We start from the raw sequence: 18,507 nt of genomic DNA on the forward strand, positions 1-18,507 counted from the left end.
AAAAGACCTGATAGAGATGTTCAAAGCGGCCCCCAATCTGGTGGACGTCGACTCCTACATCGCCGATGACTATAAGCGTTGGCACTTTGCGGTGGATACCGAAAAAGCCACCCGCCGTGGCGTGCAGGTGGAGACCATCACCCGCAATCTGGACATGGCCCTCGGCGGCTACAAACTGGGCGACGTGAAACGGGGACACGAACTGGAGCCGACCTATCTGGTCATTCAGTTGCCGCTGGCCTCCCGCGCCGAACTGAACCGACTGGCCAACCTGCCGATCGCAGGAGGAGAGGGCACGACCATTCCACTCTTCGAGCTGGGCAGATTTGAACTGATAGAGGAAGACCCGATCATCTACCATAAGGATCTGCGTCCCATGGAGTATGTGGTGGGCGAGATGGAGGGCAAACTCGGCGCACCACTCTACGGTATGCTCGCAGTGGAGGATCAACTCAAACAGTATAAAACGCCGGATGGGGTTCAGTTCAGCGGCACCATGACGGGGCCACCGCTGGACGATGCTGTCTCCGGCTTCGAATGGAGTGGCGAGTGGATCATCACCTATGAGACTTTCCGCGATCTTGGGCTTGCCTTCGCCGCAGCACTGGTGATGATCTATATCCTGCTGGTATGGGAGTTCGACAACTTCATCCAGCCGGTGATCATCATGGCGCCGATCCCGTTGACCCTGATCGGTATCATCCCCGGTCACTGGCTACTGGGCGCAGAGTTCACCGCCACCTCCATGATCGGCTTTATCGCCCTGGCCGGTATCGGTGTGCGCAAATCGATCCTGCTGGTGGACTTCGCCAAGAATGAAGTCCATCGCGGTGTGAGCATCAAAGAGGCGGTAATGATGGCAGGGCAGATCCGCATGCGTCCGATCTGGGTAACCGATCTCACCATGATGGCCGGGGCCTTCGCCATCCTGTTCGACCCTATCTTCCAGGGTATGGCCATCTCTCTGCTGTTCGGCCCGATCATCGGTATCCCGATGACGTTGGCGGTCATCCCACTCGGCTGCATTTCCGCAGGCAAGGCCTTCTGCCCAGCAGATGACGAAGGAGCAGACAGATGTGATCTGCCGGAGACGAAGACCACCGTAGAGAGGGAGTAGTTTTTCAGATGATTGCCGGATCCGCTACGCTTGATCCAGCCTACAAACTCTCAGCGATATTTGCCTGACACATACCACGAAAAAAATAGAGTATGATTTTAATGCATACAAATCATAGCGAATGGCTATGATCAGTTACGTTGATCCGCACTCTATCTCTGAAGGGAGTGCATGAGGGCAACCAACGAATGAGCAGACTCAAACTCTTCATCAGCCATAGCTCACGTCTCGATGACATGGAGCAGGACAAGCTCAACTGGCAGTTACTGAAAGCAACCTGCAAGGCACTGAAAGATGCCTACGGTAACAGCATCGATATTCTTGTCGACCAGGATGAAAAGGGTCTCTATCCGGGATGTGACTGGGAAAGTCACCTCAATGAGTGGCTGGCCGAGTGCCATGCGGCAATCATCCTTTTCTCAAAACGCGCAGCTGAGACCTCACAATGGGTGAAGAAAGAGGCCACCATTCTGACATGGCGAAGAGAGATTGAAAGCAATTTCACGCTGATCCCGGTCATGCTGAAAGGGCAGATAAAACAGGCAGATCTTGAACAGGATATCTGGGAGATCCTACACGTTGAAAAGAACCAATACATACAGGATGCCGAAAGCGCAGACGACATTGTCGATGGCGTAAAATTGGCACTTGGCGCACCCGGCGCAGTTAAGGCAGATTTCCCGCAAACCCCATTTGAGCGAGTTGAGAGCCTCGTCACCAAACTCCTGAAAGAAGGTACCGACAAGCAAAACCTGACGGATGTTTGGGAGAGTCTGGAAGAGTGTGAAATCAAACCAGAATGGAATCCGGATGAGACCGACCGGTTTTCCAATGCATTGGCACGATACATGTTGCGGGATTCGCAAACCTGTCTGCAGAACTTCTGGCACATCATCAATAAATTGAAACCCAACCCGGATCAAGCGCGCGCAAAGGAACTGCTCAAGGCGATACGCGCACTCTGGGTGGACACCAAGGCCGCAGGACTTATTCCCATATCCCGCAAACAGCAGGGAATGATCGCAATCAATGGCAATCTTTTGCTGGAAGTCTCGAAAGAGCTCAATACAAACCACTACACCCTCGACCGCTATCTGGAGCGCGCCTGGCCGGAAACCGATGGGATAAGAACCATTCCAGTCACAAGCACCGATGTTGACGAGATACAAAAAGAGATCAGAAAGGAGTTCGGCATGCAAAACACGCGGATTCCTCCGGTGATTGTGGACCAGTTAATCAATGACTATTCAGACCCTCTGTTCGTCTATCTGCATTGCTCGATAGAAAGTGGGGGCATTCCCGATCCACGAGTATTAAACAAATTTTCCAAGCTTAGAGATATCTACAAAAAGCTGGTTTTTATCTTCGGTACGGGAGAGAAACTGCCTGAAGAGAAAAATACAAAGATAGTTACCATCGCCCCGCCTCTCGATCTTACCCTGGAGGCCACGCAGTTTTTTTACGAAACACAGGCCAAAAAACTGTTGAATAAAAAATATGGAACCCCACCATGAAATACGATCCCCGCAAGTTCGATCTAGCCGAAAATTATATCTTCGAGGAAGAGGGCGATATCGAGCCTTATCTATTTTCAGAAGATATCGCCATCGCAGTGGATGTCGCATTCGCCACCGAGCGTCCCCTACTGATCTCCGGCAAACCCGGCAGTGGCAAGAGTCGTCTGGCAGAAGCCGTTGCGGCCTTGAAGAAGTGGCACTTTCTCAGTAAAACCATGACTTCCCGCACTCGCCTGGAGGAACTCACCGTCGAACTTGACCACCTTCGGCGGCTGCACGATGCCCACTCCGGCAACGGTGGCCAGAATGGTGATGGTTCAGCGATGAAACCGGATTGGGCCTACCATAACCCAGGCCTCTTCTGGTGGGCGCTCAACCACGAATCGGCAAAATACCGGGGGGATGGCCGTCAGGCAGAGGCAGAAGCAATGGGGCTGGCCATCGACTTTCCCGGCACCTTCCGGAAACAGGAAAACAACACGCACCATACCGTTCTGTTGATCGATGAGATCGACAAGGCAGAACCTGATCTGCCGAATGATCTGCTGGAACCTCTGGACCGCAAAGCCTTCGGCCTGCCGGATGGCAGCAAAATCATGGCTAAAGATGGGGTAAGCATCCTCACCATTATCACCACCAACGGCGAGCGGGAACTGCCACAGGCCTTTCTCCGCCGCTGCGTCAGCCTGAAACTCGAGGAGCCGAAAAAGAGGGATCTGATCAGGATCGCCAGAAAGCACTACCCGGACGCCGATGAAGCACGCATCACGACGATTGCCGAAAAGATGGAAACATTCCGCGAGGAGGCAAAAAAATCATTCCGGCGACCGCCCAGCACCAGTGAGTTTCTTGATGCTGTTCGGGTCTGCGAAGACCTGGAGATTGCCATTGACGATAGCAAAGACTCCGTCTGGAAAAAGGTCGAAAACAGCGTACTGCTCAAAAAATCCAATGATAACGATCAGGCATGACTGACCCGAACGACCCCACTGAATTCCAACAACCGACAGCGCGTGGTGAGATTCACCTGGGTGACCTGCTGCTCGCCCTAAAAAAACTGCCCTGGAAAGATGACGCCCAGGCAGCAGCGATCGCCCGTTCACTCGGTTTCTCATTGGAGGAACTGATCTCCAAAGAGATCACCCCCAACACAATCTTCGACAACAGCCGCTTTCCCGAGCACCGGAAAACGGTTTCACCGTCGCGGAATCAACCGCCCGGCAGCAGTGTACCGCCACAACCCAAGCCCCCCGTTGAACTGCCCTCCATTCCCTTCGACAGCCCGCTCAAACCACTTGGAGCGCAGGCTGCACCGCAAATAGTGGAGACGCCTGCCTGGCTGAATGAAAACAATACAACGCTGGACAGAGACGAAACGCCCCCGGTCCCGCTCCACCGTGAGTCACTCTTCTCCGACAATACCAACCGGGGCATTCTCTCCGCCGCGCTTGCCACCCGCCGCCCGGGTTATCAGATCGACGTTTTCAGACTGATTAACCACTTTGTTACCGGAAAAATTCCCCGCACCCTGCCGTGCCTGATGAGCAATACCCTGGAACGGGGCTGCCAACTGCTGCTCCACTACAGCGACGACATGGTGCCCTACTGGGAAGATCTGGCAGCACTCGCCACGCAGATAAAAAATATCATGGGTCAGGACCGGGTCGATCTCTACGAATTCAAGGGCCTGCCGGACAACGCCAATACCTGGGTGCCGCCCAAAACCTTCAAACAGTGGCAACCGGTCAGCGGCATCCCCGTCCTGGTGGCGACCGACCTGGGCATAGACGGCGGTAAAGGAGAGAATAACATCGAGGAAGAGTGGCTCTCCTTCATGCGCAAATGCGAAGCTGCCGAAGCACCGCTTCTATTGCTGATACCCTGGCAACGGCAATACTGGCCGGAGAATCTCGGCGACTACCCCTTCCTGATCCACTGGAACCCCCATACCTCAGCAGCGATGATCCGCCGCCTCATCGGCCCGGGCCACGGGGTAATGTCATGAGCTGGCTGCAACCCACTGGCTATGAAGAGTATCTACTGCAGCGGGCCGAGAAAACCGAGCCTGACGTAGTGGAACTGGCAAGACTGCTCTCGCTGGTCCCGCTGGTGGAACCCTTGCTGTTGAGAAACGTGCGCCGCCACTTTCTCCCCTCTTCTGAAACCGAGACAGAATCTCGTCTCTGGTTCAGCAACCTGGTCGCCGTTCGCAGCACCCAGGGTTTCATCCTCCACCAGGGCGTGGCGCGTCTAGTTGCCGATAAGTTGTTACAAGAAGACAAAACCCGGTTTAAAAGACTCTGGCGCTTCACGCAGGATCACACCGCCCACTGGAAACCGCTGAAACGCCTTGAGCGCGACCTTCGTTACCACACCCTGAAAAACGAGCAGGAAGAGGTACGCAAGAGATTACAGGATATCCTGCGCGACATCAGCAGAGAGCGGGATGAGGAAAAACGCCTCGACATGGCCCGCTGGGCCAAGAAAAATCTGCCGCTGGTCGCAACGCAGAAAAACACGTTAGAAGAGGGCCACCTGCTGGCGCAATACGCCGCCACCGCTCTGTGTGACACCGCAGACTGGTCAACCATGAGCCAACCGCAGAGCCTCCCGACATGGTTGAAAAACCAGCTGCCCGAACCGCTGGCACCCACAAAGATCAGCCTGCAACTCCACTTTGACGACAAGGCACAAACACTGGTACTCAACTGCCTCGAACCGATACTCGCGGATGCCACACTCGATCTGCAAGGTCCACTTCCCGCACGGCTCCATATCCAACCTGCGGGACAGTCGGGCAGCTGGGAGATTTTCAATATCGGCACCCGCATACGCCTGCCGGAACTCACCTCCCACATCTTCATCACCACCATCGACGGGCGGCAGTTTGAACTGGATGTGGAGAAACAGCTCAAGAGCGTCCTCTCAAAAAAGAGTCAATCAACTGAGAAAATCTATCTGGTACACGTTGATGCTGATACGGCAGCGGCAGAAAAACTGTCCGAATGGCTCGCAACGCAGAATATTCAGGTCGAGCCTCTGCTGGAAAGACCCGGAGAACCCCCCACCGAAAGTGGTGAGAGCGCACACAAGGTGATCCGCCTCTGGAGCGAATCAGCAAGCCAGGCCTGGGGTTCCATCAAGCGGGATGTCTCTCTCTCCCTTGCCCAAACACTACTGCTGCGCACTGGCAATGCTGCATTTCTCACCGGCATGGACAACCCACAAAACCTCATCGACATACCCAACTTGCTGCAAGACCTGGGCAACAATAAAATCGCCGCAAAGCTAAAGGACAAACTCGAACAGTGGCTCAGTGGAGCCGATGAAGCAGAGGATGAATCTGAAGATGAAATCGGATCCGCAGAGGCCGGCACTCAATACAGCGAAGAGATCCAGGCACTGCTCGATGAGATCGACGAGATCTCAACCCCGCCGAAACGACGGCTGGAGATCGGCGACCTGCTGGCCAAACTTGGTGATCCCCGGCCGGGGGTCGGCGTCTATAAGGCCACTATCGACATTCCGCCCGAAACAGAGAAAACCAAGTCCGAGCAAAAAGCAGACTTCAATCCTGAAGTACAGAAACTGCTGGATGAACTGCACAACATCGAAACACCGCCAGAGCGCCGCCTTGAAATCGGCAATGAGCTGGCTGAACTGGGCGACCCCCGCCCCGGTGTCGGACTGGATGACGACAACCTGCCCGACATCGACTGGGTGGAGATACCGGCGGGAGAGTTTCTCTATGGCAAAGAGAAAGAGCGGCGCAGCAGCGATCTTTTTTTTATCAGCCGCTATCCGGTCACCAATGCCCAGTATCAGGCATTTATCAATGCAGGCGGATATGAGTCCGACAGGTGGTGGGAAAATCTAAAAAGGCCGGAACCTGAAAAATCCAGGTGGGACCACCCCAACAGACCTCGCACCGAAATCGACTGGTATGAGGCAGTCGCCTTCAGTCGCTGGCTGGCTGCAATGAGAAACCTGCCCATTCGACTGGCAACTGAGGAAGAGTGGGAGAAGGCAGCGCGGGGAAGCGATGGGTGGGTATTCCCCTGGGGTGAAAAATATATCAATGGCTACGCCAATGTGAATGAATCATCTGTGGGTGGAAAACCCTTGGAGCAAACCACCACAGTAGGACTCTACCCACAGGGAGCATCTCCCTATGGGGCGATGGACATGGCAGGTAATGTCTGGGAGTGGTGTCTGAATAAGTTCGATCATCCTGATCAGGTTGGGGCAGATGCCAGTGGGAATACCCGTGTGCTGCGCGGCGGCTCCTGGATCTATGGTCCGCTCTATGCACGTGCCGACAACCGATACGGGAGTTTCCCTGACGTCCGCCTCAACCACTGGGGTTTTCGTTTGTTGCTGCCTGCCCCAATTTCGGCCCGCTGACAGCTGTAAACCGGAACTTGTCAGGCGTTTTGAAGGTTGGATAACTGGCGCGAGGCCATCCGGCAAATCTATATATGACCGTCAGATAGATATTAAGAAGAATCTTCAAGTATCCGCTTGACCAACCCTCTCACACTTGTGAGGGTGTTATAAAAACCAAAGTGTAGGTCAGGTTAACGTAGCGTAACCCAACATACATAGAGGATTTTACGACACCCACCTGAGAGAACCGAAGATAGGGCGAATGTCTGATTAAACGTTATCCATAGTGGAGACAGGCAGCAACAAACGAAGACCTCCACGACCGCGGCTGCGGGCATCAGGGTTGAGACCGCTCCGAGAGTCGGCACGCGCAAGACTCTGACCATCCAGCCAGGAGCCGCCGCGCAGCACACGGCTATCCCCGCTGATATCTGCCTCAATCTGATCCGGATGATCGCCCTTATTCAGACACCATTCCCAGACATTGCCTGCCATGTCCATCACCCCATAGGAAGATGCTCCCTGTGGATAGAGTCCGACGGAGGTAGTCTCCTTCAGACCATCCCCATCTTCAAATGATTCATCCACATTGGCGTAGCCATTGATATATTTTTCACCCCAGGGGAATACCCACCCATCGCTTCCCCGCGCTGCCTTCTCCCACTCTTCCTCAGTTGGCAACCTTACAGGTTGATTCAGCATGACCGTTAGCCATCGGGAAAAGGCTACCGCCTCATACCAGTCCACGTTGGTACGAGGACGGTTGGGTTGATCCCATTCGGATACTAACCGCCCCGGCTTTTTTAGACCCTCCCACCATTCGTCCGATTCATACCCGCCCGCCAAGATGAAGGTCTGATACTGAGCATTGGTGACCGGATAGCGGCTGATCTGAAAACTGTCCAGGTAGCGTTTTTCCCTCTCATCTCCATAGAGAAACTCCCCTGCCGGTATCTCCACCCAGTCGATGTCGGGCAAGAGAATAGTGGCTTTCTGCCCTGTCTGGCCGGACTTGTTTTCGTCTGTTTCCACTCTCCCCATACCACCTTTGGACGCCACACGTCGTTGGGAATCAAGCGAGTATCAACTTTAGAGATGAGGCTGCCGGATCCGCTACGCTTGATCCGGCCTACGTTCCTATCACCTTTCGCCTTTCGCCTTTAACCTTTATCTTCATTCACACTGTTTGGATATCTTGCGCGAGCCAGGCGCTTGTCCACCCTGCCCCAGGGTGATCTTCAGCAACGGAGGCGTCACCAAGGTCGTTACGATCACCATCAACACCACCGCTGAAAACGTGGCGGAATCGATCACCTTCAGACTGATGCCAATGGAGGCGAAAACCAGTCCCACCTCGCCCCTCGGCAACATGCCGACGCCTACCGCCAATCGATTGCGTCCCTGCTCCAAAACCCCCAACCCGGAGACGATCTTGCCGATTACGGCCACCAGAATCAGGCCGGTGGAGAGCAGCAACACATGCCAATCGAGGAAGGTTTCCAGCTTTACCTGTATCCCCATCAAGACAAAAAATATTGGCACCAAAATCGCCTCAAGCGGTGCAAAGAGCTCTTTGATGGAGTATTTGTGGCGTCGGTGATCGCCCCAGGCCTTGAAGTGGCTGTCGAGCAGCAGCAAACCGGCAGCAAAGGCCCCGACAATGGTGGCAAGACCCACCAGATTTGCCAGCCAGGCCAGAGCCATGACGAAAACGAAGGGAACAAAGAGTTTCGCTTCCTCCAGACTCAGCTGACGGAGCATTTTGATAAGCAGCCGGATGATGTAGGGCCCGAGGTAGAGCACGCTGATGATAAAAAGGGTTGCCAACAGCATGATGCGAATAATCTCTCCCGCTTCGACGCTGCCGGTGACCACCACCCCGGAAACGATGGCCAACATCACCAGGCCGAGTATATCGTCCATCACCGCCGCACCGACAATAATATGCGCCTCACCTGAACGGCTCTGACGCAGATCCTGCAGAACCCGTGCGGTAATGCCGATACTGGTGGCGCCCAAGGTCGCGCCAAGAAACAGATGCTGTACATGGGGCGCTTCCGGAATTAACATCCAGGTCACGAAAAAACCCAATACGAACGGGACCAGAACGCCGATGAAGGCGACCCGCAGGGAGTCACCGCCCACCGAGCGCAACTCCGCGACACAGGTGTCCAGTCCGACATGGAACAGCAGAAATATGACGCCGTAACGTGAGAAGACATCCACCGCCTGAGCAACCGCAAGATACTCACTGCCATGGGGGCCACGCAGGATCTGCAGAAAAGATTCTCCGGCCTCAGGCCCGATCAATTTGTTGAGCGCCTCATCTACTGGTGTGCCGGACAAAATCAGTTTGGACAGCTCGGTACAGCCGACGCCCTCTCGCAGAATCGCCATCAGATCGAAACCGAGAAAGTAGAACAGATTACCCAGCAGCACGCCCATCACCAGCTCACCGAGCACAGAGGGTTGCTTCAGACGCCGGGCGCCAAAACGCCCGAGCAGCGCGGAGACAAGAATCAGGGTAACACCAAAGATAACCGGGGCGATGGGATCGCCATGGGAAACAATAGTGGATACCTCGGTAACTTGATCCATGCCCTGTCAACAAAACCCTGTCGGGAAGAAGCGTTTAATATCATTCTAGTCCGCTTTTCGACAGGATTCGTTTTTTTGGGGTAATGAAGATATTGCTGATGAGTGCAGACCCGATCAAGTGTAGCGGATCGGGCATTTTCGAGTTGGCAGGACGCATGGGGCACCGGTTCCGCTGCGCTTGAACCGGCCTACTCTCGTTCGGTTTTTGGGGACTGTTTCATCGGCGCGGCGTAGCTCCTACGCTATGCCTGAACATTAGTCGGCCGAGGGACGCGAAATCACTCCCGCTCCTCGATCCATGCCATCTGAATGGCTTCGAGGATCTTTTCTCCGGAGTGATCCGGGTCATCATCGAACTCGTCCAGGGCCAAAACCCAATTGTGCAGATCGACAAAATTGACCGTCTTGGGATCAACCTTGGGATAGGTTTCATCCAATTCAATGGCGATATCCAGCACATCAATCCATTTCAGACTCATGTCATTCCCCCTCAGTGACTCTCGGACACCATGTTGATGGTGTATTTCGGTATCTCGATGACCAGATCCTCTTCCCCGACCACAGCCTGACAACTCAGGCGGGATTCCACTTCCAGACCCCAGGCCTTGTCCAGCAGGTCCTCTTCATCCTCTTCCGCCTCTGTAAGAGAATCGAAACCTTCACGCAGGATGACGTGGCAGGTGGTGCAGGCGCAGGATTTTTCACAGGCGTGCTCGATCTCAATACCATTCTGCTGGGCTGCGTCACAGATGGTGGTGCCCGGCTCGACATCGAACGCAGCCCCTTCCGGGCAAATCTCTTCGTGGGGCAGGAAAATCAGTTGCGGCATCGATTCACTCCTTTATTCAAATTCATTGACTTTATGACCGGCCATGGCGTCATGGATACTCTGATTCATACGGCGTTCGACATAAAATCCGCAGGTCTTTTCGATGGCGGAGATGCCCTCCTTGATCACGCTGATCTCCTCTGAGCGGGCGATTTCACGCAGTGCCGCCAGGGCAGTATCAACAGTCCGGCGCTCTTCATCGTTGAGCAGGCGATCACCGTCGGCTGCCAGTGCCGCCTCCAGCGCCTCGATGACCCGATCCGCGTCCACCTGCTGTTCCCGCAGGTTTCTTGAGTCCATATCATCCTGGGCATGATCGATAGAGTCGCGCAGCATGGTCTCGATCTCGCCATCGGTGAGTCCGTAGGAGGGTTTGACCTCGATACTCGCCTGCACCCCGCTGCTCTGTTCCTCGGCGGAGACGCTCAACAGTCCATCCGCATCCACTGCGAAGGTGACCCGGATGCGCGCGGCGCCCGCCACCATCGGCGGTATGCCACGCAGTTCGAAGCGGGCCAGAGAGCGGCAATCACTGATCAGCTCCCGTTCACCCTGCACGACGTGGATCGCCATCGCAGTCTGTCCATCCTTGAAAGTCGTGAACTCCTGGGCACGCGCCACCGGTATGGTGGTGTTGCGGGCGATAATCTTTTCCGACAGCCCACCCATGGTCTCGAGACCCAGGGAGAGTGGAATGACATCGAGCAGCAGCATCTCATCATCGGGTTTGTTGCCCACCAGGATGTCGGCCTGAATCGCCGCGCCCGCGGCTACCACCCGGTCGGGATCTATGTCCACCAGGGGTTCGGTAGCAAACAGATCGCCGACCCGTTCCCGCACCCTGCGCACTCGGGTGGACCCCCCCACCATCACGACCTCTTTGATCTCGTCGTTCTCAACCCCCGCATCCCGCATGGCGCGACGGCAGGCGATCTGGGTCTTTTTTATCAGCGGGTCGATCAATGCGTTGAACCTTTCGAGATCGAGTGAACCCTGCCAGCGGGAACCGCCCGGCAGTTCGATATCAAGAGGTACGGTATCAGCTTCGGTGAGTCCCTCTTTGGCGCTACAGGCGTCCTGCATCAGGCGGCGCAAAGTCATGTGGTCTGCATCATCCTGGATGCCGGCCTGGGCCATAATCCACTCCGCCACAACCTGATCGAAATCGTCTCCACCCAAGGCGGAATCGCCACCGGTGGACATCACCTCGAAAACCCCTTTGTTGAGCCGCAGAATCGAAATATCGAAGGTGCCGCCACCCAGATCATAGATAGCGTGCACGCCCTCGGCACCCTTGTCGAGACCGTAGGCCACCGCTGCTGCGGTCGGCTCATTGAGCAGGCGCAAGACCTTCAGCCCGGCCAGTTTCGCTGCGTCCTTGGTCGCCTGTCGCTGTGCATCGTCGAAATAGGCTGGCACAGTAATCACCACGCCGGCCAAGTCACCGCCGAGCGTCTGCTCGGCACGTTGTGCCAGGGTTTTCAGGATCTCAGCGGAGACCTCCACCGGGGTGACATCTCCTGCCACCGTGCGGATACGCGGCACCGCTGTCTCTGTCTGAACAAATTCGTAAGGCAGACGGCTGCCGAGGCTCTTGATATCCTCGACCCCCCGGCCGATAAGCCGTTTGGCAGAGGCGATAGTGTTCAGCGGATCGGTCACTGCAGCAACGCGGGCCGCCTCACCGACGACAACGCCATTTTCACCAAACTGCACCACTGACGGCAGCAGATGACGGCCATGCTCGTCCGGCAGCGTCTCCGCCTTGCCACTGCGCACGCTGGCCACCAGCGAATTGGTGGTACCCAAGTCGATACCAGCCGCCAGCTTATGTTGGTGCGGGGCCTGAGCCTGACCGGGTTCTGCAATCTGCATTAATGCCATAATTTGCTACGCGCTATAATTTACTGGTCAGAGCTCGTCTTCCAGATCTGCCGCCACCGATTCGACTTCGGTGCGCAGTTTCTGCAGAAAACGCATCTTGCGCAGGATCTCCCGCGCGTCTTCCAACTGGTCAGGCGTGGCGCTCTCAAACTGCACCGCCATCTGCCCGACCAAAGTTTTGATCTGTCTGTTGATTCGACCACGCAGATCGAGCACCGCCTCGTAGGGATCATCCTGATTCCGTACCCCTTCCAGCTCTTCGCGCAATTCCATCTGCTGCATCAGGAAGGCCATGTCGCTGGTGGTCTCTTTCTGGGCATCCATTTCGATGCCGTGCATGGTCAGCAGATAGGTGGCCCTGGCAATGGGATCCTTGAGGGTTTCAAAGGCTTCGTTGATGCGGCTGGCGCCCTGCAACGAGAGGAGACGCTCTTGCTCGGAGGCATTGGCATAGCGGTCGGGATGGATGACCCGCTGCAGATCCCGATATCGATCAGAGAGTGAATCAGCATCCACGATGAAGCCGACCGGCAGGCCAAAAAGCTCAAAATAGTTCTTCGAAAAATCCAGCATATCGAAAAAATCGGCTGTCCCCGGACAGCCGATTTATCACCTGTTGTTACGACCTTGAAAAAAAGAGGGTCAGACCTGAAAACTCTCACCACAACCACACTCGCCCTTAGCATTCGGGTTGTTGAACTTGAATCCTTCGTTGAGTCCTTCCTTGGTGTAATCGATCTCAGTCCCGTCAAGATAGACAAGGCTTTTTGGGTCGATGATGACCTTTACGCCCAAGTCTTCGAATACCTGGTCATCCTCGCCCAATTCATCGGCGAACTCCATCTCGTATGCCATACCGGAGCAGCCGGAGGTACGCACCGCCAGGCGGATACCGATCCCCTTGCCCCGGTTCGAAAGAAACTGTTGCACATGTTTTGCGGCAGCTTCTGTAATCGTAATCGCCATTTAACCTCTCCAGAACCGAACCTGTAACTTCAATTCTACAACGGATATCAATCTGTATTCTTTTTTGCGTAGTCCTGGATCGCCGCCTTGATAGCGTCTTCCGCCAATACGGAGCAGTGCACCTTGACCGGCGGCAGTGCCAACTCTTCAGCGATTTCGGAGTTCTTGATCTGCTGCGCCTCTTCCAGGGTCTTGCCCTTCACCCACTCGGTGAGCAGGCTGCTGGAAGCAATTGCGGAACCGCAGCCGTAGGTTTTGAAGCGGGCGTCTTCAATCACGCCATCATCACCCACCTTGATCTGCAGACGCATCACGTCACCACAGGCAGGTGCGCCCACCATGCCGGTGCCGACACTCTTCTCTTCTTTGTCGAACGCACCCACGTTACGGGGGTTCTCGTAGTGGTCGAGTACTTTATCACTGTATGCCATAACCTTAACCTCTTAAAACTGATCGCTCAGTGCGCCGCCCACTGAATCGATTTCAGATCGATTCCATCTTTGAACATCTCCCACAAAGGCGAGAGTTCACGCAATCTATCAACCTCGGTGCGGATCTTCTCTACCGCATAATCCACCTCTTCCGCCGTGCTGAAACGGCCGATGGTGAAGCGGATCGAGCTGTGGGCCAATTCGTCTTCCCGCCCCAACGCGCGCAGGACGTAGCTGGGTTCGAGACTGGCGGAGGTACAGGCGGAACCGGATGAGACCGCCAGATCCTTCAACGCCATAATCAGGGATTCACCTTCGACGAAGGCAAAACTCACATTCAGGTTGCCGGCGACACGCTGTTCTTCATCACCGTTGAGGTAGACCTCTTCCATGTCTTTGAAGCCGTCCCAGAGGCGTTGACGCAGTCCGAGCAGACGCTCGTTTTCCACCGCCATCTCTTCACCGGCAATACGTAAGGCTTCGCCCATGCCAACGATCTGGTGGGTCGCCAGGGTACCGGAGCGCATACCGCGCTCATGGCCGCCGCCGTGCATCTGGGCCTCCAGGCGTACACGGGGCTTGCGCCGCACATAGAGAGCGCCGATGCCTTTGGGTCCATAGATCTTGTGAGCCGAGAAGGACATCAGATCCACTTTCAGCGCCGCCAGATCGATCGGCACCTTACCAGCGCTCTGCGCTGCGTCCACATGGAAGAGGATCTTGCGTGCACGGGTCATCTCGCCGATTGCGGCAATATCCTGGATCACGCCCACTTCGTTATTGACGTGCATAATGGAGACGAGAATAGTGTCGTCGCGCAGCGCCGCCTCCAGTTTCCCCAAGTCAATCAAACCACTGGGCTCCGGATCGAGATAGGTGATCTCGAATCCCTCACGTTCAAGCTGACGACAGGTATCGAGCACCGCCTTGTGTTCAGTCTTGCAGGTAATGATGTGTTTGCCGCGTTTCTTGTAGAAATGCGCCACACCCTTGATCGCAAGATTATCGGACTCAGTGGCGCCGGAGGTCCAGACAATCTCTTTCGGATCGGCATTGACCAGATCCGCCACCTGCTTGCGCGCCAGGGTCACCGCATCATCCGCACTCCAACCGAAAGGGTGGGAACGGGATGCAGGATTACCGAATTTTCCGTCAGGGGTGAGGTAACCACACATCAACTCCGCGACGCGAGGGTCTACCGGCGTGGTCGCCGAGTAGTCCATATAGATCGGTAACTTCATCTCTATTCTATAACTCCAAAAAATCCGCTAATTCAGCTTCAGGCGTTGGCCCGTGAGGAGATCGAAGTCAGTTCTGTGACATCGATCTCCGGCGTGTCCGGATGATCCTGCCGGTTCTTCACCTCCCGCACCGCCTGACGATCCATCAGATCCTGCAGGCTGATCTGATTGAGATAGTGGTAAATCTGGTCGCTGAGATCCTGCCACAGATCATGGGTGAGACAGCGCTCGTTATCCTGGCAGTTGTGGGCACCGTGGCAGCGGGTGGTATCCATGTTCTCATCCACCGCAGTGATCACTTCGCCAATAAAGATCTCGCCAGCCTCCCGGCCCAGGCTGTAGCCGCCACCGGGACCACGCACGCTGGAGACCAGGGCCTTTTTCCGCAGACGCGAGAAGAGTTGCTCAAGATAAGAGAGCGAGATCCCCTGACGCTGGGCAATGTCGGCCAGGGTGATCGGTCCCTTGCCATAGTGCAGTGCCAAATCCAACATGGCTGTTACCGCGTAGCGGCCTTTCGTGGTAAGCTTCACTTTATCGGCTCCAAGTATATCCTTGGGCGCTAATATACAATCCCCAGTAAATTAGTCAAGTATTCCCTCCGCGATTTTTGCAAGGTTTTCACCCGAAGATTTCATGAATTTGCGCCGATAACGCGCAGGATATTGGTTTCACAAGGAAATATCCGAAGGAGTGGCGTGTCAGTGATTACGACTGACGACTGCATGGAGCAGTTGCCGAGGATATATTTCTTGAGGAATCAGTAAACAAGCGAGATCAAGCATAATTCGTGAAAGACTCAGGTTAACCCTTGGAAGCCTCGTCACCATCCAGCTTCAGCAACTCTTCCGCAGTGGAAAAGATTTCGCAGGAATCGAGTTCAGGCATGGATTCATCCGCCTCTTCCAGCCCCATGCTCTTCAGCGCCTTGCACATGGACTCCATCTTTTTGTCCATCACATGCATATGGTCGAGCATGCAGTTGATGGCGTGGGCAACCGGATCCGGCGCATCCTTGGTGGCGCCATAGGCATCAAACCCGATCTTCTTGGCTATCGCCTCGCGATGACCGTTGCCTCCGGTTTTTTCCTGGCGGATCAGTCTGCCGGGCACACCAACAGCTGTTGCACCGGCCGGCACATCCTTCACCACCACGGCATTTGAGCCGATGCGGGCGCCTTCACCGATTTCGATGGGGCCCAGCACCTTGGCGCCGGCGCCCACCACCACGTTGTTGGCGAGGGTCGGATGGCGCTTGCCTTTCTGCCAGCTTGTACCACCAAGCGTCACCCCATGATAGAGGGTGCAGTCATCGCCAATGATCGCTGTTTCACCGATCACCACACCCATGCCGTGATCGATGAAGAAACGGCGGCCAATCCGGGCACCAGGGTGGATCTCTATACCTGTCAGAAACCGGGCAATATTGGAGAGCATCCTGGCCAGCCATTTCAAGCCGATATTCCAGAGGCCATGGGAGGCCCGGTGGAACAGAATCGCATGCACACCAGGATAGGTAGTGATGATTTCAAACGTCGTCCGGGCGGCGGGATCACGCTCGAAGACGCTCTGAATATCCTCTTGCCACCTGGATCGGCTGGGGTTCTCTTTGGTTTCCTGCTGCACAACCTGTACCCGACTAAATCAATCAACTATCACTGGAATAGTGACATGGAGATGACAGATTATCCATAATACCATGCAAAATACTAGGGTATTGTGCCCGCTGGGATTGGAATCTTTATAGGATGGGGGGACGACTGCATGGATGCAGGAGCAATTACCGAGGCACGAACCGCATCCTACATGCTACGGAGTTATTGAGAGCAACCCTCGCCTTGGGTCAGCGCCGCATCGACTTGCGCCCCTGGGCAGCACTCAGGATCCCCCGCAGGATATTGAGTTCATCAACATCCGGCCGGGCACGGTGAAACAGGCTGCGCAACCTGCGCAGCAGCTTGTCTGACTGACGGGGATCGGCAAAACCAATATCCTCCAGAGCCTGTGCCAGATGAGAATGGAACCCCTCCATCATCTCAGCAGTGGCCACCTCTCTGAGCGGTTCCGGAGCCGTCTCCCGCCCTTCCAGCCAGGCAAGATAGATTTCATAGCTGAGCACCTGAACCGCAGCACCGAGGTTCAATGAACTATAGGCGGAGTTGGTGGGAATATGGACCAGAAAATTGCAGCGGTCCAACTCCTCGTTAGTGAGTCCTGAGCTCTCCCGGCCGAAGACCAGAGCAACCTCGCCCACTGCACTCTCTTCGATGATCTTTGCCGCACAGGCCCGCGGATTCAGCAGAGGCGAGGAAACGGTCCGCTCACGGGCGCTGGTGCCTATTATCAGACGGCACCCCTTCAGTGCCTCGTCCAGGCTGTTGCAGACCGGCGCCCGCGCGAGCAGATCATCCGCCCCCGAGGCCCGGGCGGTAGCCTCTTCGCTTGGATAACGCTTCGGTGACACCAAAACAAGTTGCTCCAGGCACATGTTATTCATCGCCCGGGCCGCAGCGCCGATATTACCGGGGTGACTGGTCTCCACCAGCACGATTCGTATATGTTGCAACATAGGCGCAAGGGTACCGCATGAATAACCGCGAGACCAAAACAGTTTTCTGCTTTATCCGCCCGGGCGCTTGCTGTATCTTTGCCGCCCATGAATCCAATGGTAACCATCGCTGTCCGTGCTGTACGTGACGCCGCCCGTGTGCTGATGCGCAATTTCAATCGGCTCGATACCCTCAACGTCACCGACAAGGGAAGGCACGATTATGTCAGCGAGGTGGACCGAGCGGCCGAGCAGGCGATTATCGGTGTTTTGCGGGACAAATATCCCAATCACGCCATACTGGCGGAAGAGAGCGGCAGTCACCCAGGTGACGACTATCAGTGGATCATAGATCCGCTGGACGGTACCACCAACTATCTGCACGGATTCCCCCAGTTCTCCATCTCCGTCGCCCTGCGACACAAAGGCAGACTGGAGGTTGGCGTGATCTACGATCCGCTGAAAGATGAGATGTTCACCACCAGCCGCGGTTCCGGCGTCCAGCTGAATGATCGGCGGTTGAGGGTCTCCAGCCGCAAGAGCCTGGATGGAGCGTTATTGGGAACCGGCCTGCCCTACCGTGATTTTCGTTTTACGGAAAACTACATGGGCATGCTCAAGGACCTGATGGCCAACACCGCGGGGATACGCCGTCCGGGTTCAGCCGCGCTTGATTTCGCCTATGTGGCCGCCGGGAGACTGGACGGATTCTGGGAACTCGGCCTCGCCGAATGGGATTTTGCCGCAGGCGCCCTCATGGTGCGCGAGGCCGGTGGCCTGGTTACCGATATCTCCGGCGGCGAGCGTCACTTTGAGACCGGCAATGTCATCGCAGGCAACATCAAGGTGCACAACGCCATATTGCGCCGTATCCTTCCCCATCTGGACGATAGACTTACTGCTTAATTCCTGACACGGCGAATCCGCTTCACAGTTTTCCCCGTTTTTTCATCCCCATCCTCAAGATTACGGCCCGCCGACCGTTACCGG

The 18,507-nt window shown here is 55.5% G+C and carries 18 protein-coding genes; 6 read left to right on the plus strand and 12 right to left on the minus strand.

Features of this window, described 5'->3' with window-relative positions:
• The 5 genes from G9Q73_RS01410 to G9Q73_RS20645 all read left to right on the plus strand — a co-directional run.
• On the plus strand, positions 1–1,117 hold a 1,117-nt coding region (locus G9Q73_RS01410), incomplete at its 5' end, for an efflux RND transporter permease subunit (protein WP_177418158.1).
• A gap of 188 nt (positions 1,118–1,305) precedes the next feature.
• Entirely contained in the window at positions 1,306–2,631 is a 1,326-nt protein-coding gene (locus G9Q73_RS01415) for a toll/interleukin-1 receptor domain-containing protein (protein ID WP_177418159.1), read from the plus strand.
• The gene (locus G9Q73_RS01420) at positions 2,628–3,605 is read left to right on the plus strand and encodes an AAA family ATPase (protein WP_177418160.1); all 978 of its coding nucleotides are present in this window, start codon (positions 2,628–2,630) and stop codon (positions 3,603–3,605) included. Before G9Q73_RS01415 ends, G9Q73_RS01420 begins: the two co-directional genes overlap by 4 nt.
• Complete coding sequence (locus G9Q73_RS01425; RefSeq protein ID WP_177418161.1) at positions 3,602–4,639, plus strand: hypothetical protein; 1,038 nt, start codon at positions 3,602–3,604, stop codon at positions 4,637–4,639. Before G9Q73_RS01420 ends, G9Q73_RS01425 begins: the two co-directional genes overlap by 4 nt.
• Before the next feature lie 1,208 nt (positions 4,640–5,847).
• A complete protein-coding gene (locus G9Q73_RS20645) occupies positions 5,848–7,038 on the plus strand; it encodes a formylglycine-generating enzyme family protein (RefSeq protein ID WP_439654703.1) in 1,191 nt (396 codons plus the stop codon).
• Positions 7,039–7,290: 252 nt separating this feature from the next.
• On the opposite strand, the gene G9Q73_RS01435 is transcribed toward G9Q73_RS20645, so the two are convergent.
• The 12 genes from G9Q73_RS01435 to G9Q73_RS01490 form a co-directional block, all read right to left on the minus strand.
• Positions 7,291–8,052, minus strand: a complete 762-nt coding sequence (locus G9Q73_RS01435) for a formylglycine-generating enzyme family protein (RefSeq protein ID WP_177418163.1) — start codon at positions 8,050–8,052, stop codon at positions 7,291–7,293.
• 141 nt (positions 8,053–8,193) lie between these two features.
• A complete protein-coding gene (locus G9Q73_RS01440; RefSeq protein WP_177418164.1) occupies positions 8,194–9,618 on the minus strand; it encodes a cation:proton antiporter in 1,425 nt (474 codons plus the stop codon).
• A gap of 278 nt (positions 9,619–9,896) precedes the next feature.
• Complete coding sequence (gene iscX / locus G9Q73_RS01445; RefSeq protein ID WP_439654704.1) at positions 9,897–10,091, minus strand: Fe-S cluster assembly protein IscX; 195 nt, start codon at positions 10,089–10,091, stop codon at positions 9,897–9,899.
• Between the two features lie 17 nt (positions 10,092–10,108).
• Positions 10,109–10,447, minus strand: a complete 339-nt coding sequence (gene fdx, locus G9Q73_RS01450; protein WP_177418166.1) for an ISC system 2Fe-2S type ferredoxin — start codon at positions 10,445–10,447, stop codon at positions 10,109–10,111.
• 12 nt (positions 10,448–10,459) lie between these two features.
• Positions 10,460–12,331 (minus strand): Fe-S protein assembly chaperone HscA, encoded by a 1,872-nt coding sequence (hscA, locus tag G9Q73_RS01455; protein ID WP_177418167.1) that lies wholly within the window; start codon positions 12,329–12,331, stop codon positions 10,460–10,462.
• Between the two features lie 27 nt (positions 12,332–12,358).
• Positions 12,359–12,904 (minus strand): Fe-S protein assembly co-chaperone HscB, encoded by a 546-nt coding sequence (gene hscB, locus G9Q73_RS01460; protein WP_177418168.1) that lies wholly within the window; start codon positions 12,902–12,904, stop codon positions 12,359–12,361.
• A gap of 69 nt (positions 12,905–12,973) precedes the next feature.
• A complete protein-coding gene (gene iscA, locus G9Q73_RS01465; protein WP_177418169.1) occupies positions 12,974–13,297 on the minus strand; it encodes an iron-sulfur cluster assembly protein IscA in 324 nt (107 codons plus the stop codon).
• Positions 13,298–13,344: 47 nt separating this feature from the next.
• A complete protein-coding gene (iscU, locus tag G9Q73_RS01470; protein WP_177418170.1) occupies positions 13,345–13,728 on the minus strand; it encodes a Fe-S cluster assembly scaffold IscU in 384 nt (127 codons plus the stop codon).
• A gap of 26 nt (positions 13,729–13,754) precedes the next feature.
• Positions 13,755–14,969 (minus strand): IscS subfamily cysteine desulfurase, encoded by a 1,215-nt coding sequence (locus tag G9Q73_RS01475; RefSeq protein ID WP_177418171.1) that lies wholly within the window; start codon positions 14,967–14,969, stop codon positions 13,755–13,757.
• A 38-nt stretch (positions 14,970–15,007) separates the two neighbouring features.
• Positions 15,008–15,502 (minus strand): Fe-S cluster assembly transcriptional regulator IscR, encoded by a 495-nt coding sequence (iscR, locus tag G9Q73_RS01480; RefSeq protein WP_177418172.1) that lies wholly within the window; start codon positions 15,500–15,502, stop codon positions 15,008–15,010.
• 271 nt (positions 15,503–15,773) lie between these two features.
• The gene (gene cysE, locus G9Q73_RS01485; protein ID WP_177418173.1) at positions 15,774–16,595 is read right to left on the minus strand and encodes a serine O-acetyltransferase; all 822 of its coding nucleotides are present in this window, start codon (positions 16,593–16,595) and stop codon (positions 15,774–15,776) included.
• Positions 16,596–16,812: 217 nt separating this feature from the next.
• On the minus strand, positions 16,813–17,538 hold the full coding sequence (locus tag G9Q73_RS01490; RefSeq protein ID WP_177418174.1) for an RNA methyltransferase: 726 nt from the start codon (positions 17,536–17,538) through the stop codon (positions 16,813–16,815).
• An 87-nt stretch (positions 17,539–17,625) separates the two neighbouring features.
• Between G9Q73_RS01490 and G9Q73_RS01495 the strand changes: the two genes are divergently transcribed.
• Positions 17,626–18,423 carry an inositol monophosphatase family protein gene (locus tag G9Q73_RS01495; protein ID WP_177418175.1) on the plus strand — a complete coding sequence of 266 codons (798 nt, stop codon included), beginning with the start codon at positions 17,626–17,628 and terminating at the stop codon, positions 18,421–18,423.
• The last annotated feature ends 84 nt before the right edge of the window (positions 18,424–18,507 follow it).

The sequence above is a fragment of the endosymbiont of Lamellibrachia barhami genome (genome assembly GCF_011947365.2).
Taxonomy (GTDB): domain Bacteria; phylum Pseudomonadota; class Gammaproteobacteria; order Chromatiales; family Chromatiaceae; genus QGON01.

Coding starts and splice junctions, on each gene's coding strand:
- iscU (WP_177418170.1), bottom strand. CDS start 13,728: ATGGCATACAGTGATAAAGTACTCGACCACTACGAGAACCCCCGTAAC.
- fdx (WP_177418166.1), bottom strand. CDS start 10,447: ATGCCGCAACTGATTTTCCTGCCCCACGAAGAGATTTGCCCGGAAGGG.
- G9Q73_RS20645 (WP_439654703.1), top strand. CDS start 5,848: ATGGACAACCCACAAAACCTCATCGACATACCCAACTTGCTGCAAGAC.
- iscA (WP_177418169.1), bottom strand. CDS start 13,297: ATGGCGATTACGATTACAGAAGCTGCCGCAAAACATGTGCAACAGTTT.
- G9Q73_RS01495 (WP_177418175.1), top strand. CDS start 17,626: ATGAATCCAATGGTAACCATCGCTGTCCGTGCTGTACGTGACGCCGCC.
- G9Q73_RS01420 (WP_177418160.1), top strand. CDS start 2,628: ATGAAATACGATCCCCGCAAGTTCGATCTAGCCGAAAATTATATCTTC.
- G9Q73_RS01425 (WP_177418161.1), top strand. CDS start 3,602: ATGACTGACCCGAACGACCCCACTGAATTCCAACAACCGACAGCGCGT.
- hscA (WP_177418167.1), bottom strand. CDS start 12,331: ATGGCATTAATGCAGATTGCAGAACCCGGTCAGGCTCAGGCCCCGCAC.
- G9Q73_RS01415 (WP_177418159.1), top strand. CDS start 1,306: ATGAGCAGACTCAAACTCTTCATCAGCCATAGCTCACGTCTCGATGAC.
- G9Q73_RS01490 (WP_177418174.1), bottom strand. CDS start 17,538: ATGTTGCAACATATACGAATCGTGCTGGTGGAGACCAGTCACCCCGGT.
- G9Q73_RS01440 (WP_177418164.1), bottom strand. CDS start 9,618: ATGGATCAAGTTACCGAGGTATCCACTATTGTTTCCCATGGCGATCCC.
- G9Q73_RS01475 (WP_177418171.1), bottom strand. CDS start 14,969: ATGAAGTTACCGATCTATATGGACTACTCGGCGACCACGCCGGTAGAC.
- hscB (WP_177418168.1), bottom strand. CDS start 12,904: ATGCTGGATTTTTCGAAGAACTATTTTGAGCTTTTTGGCCTGCCGGTC.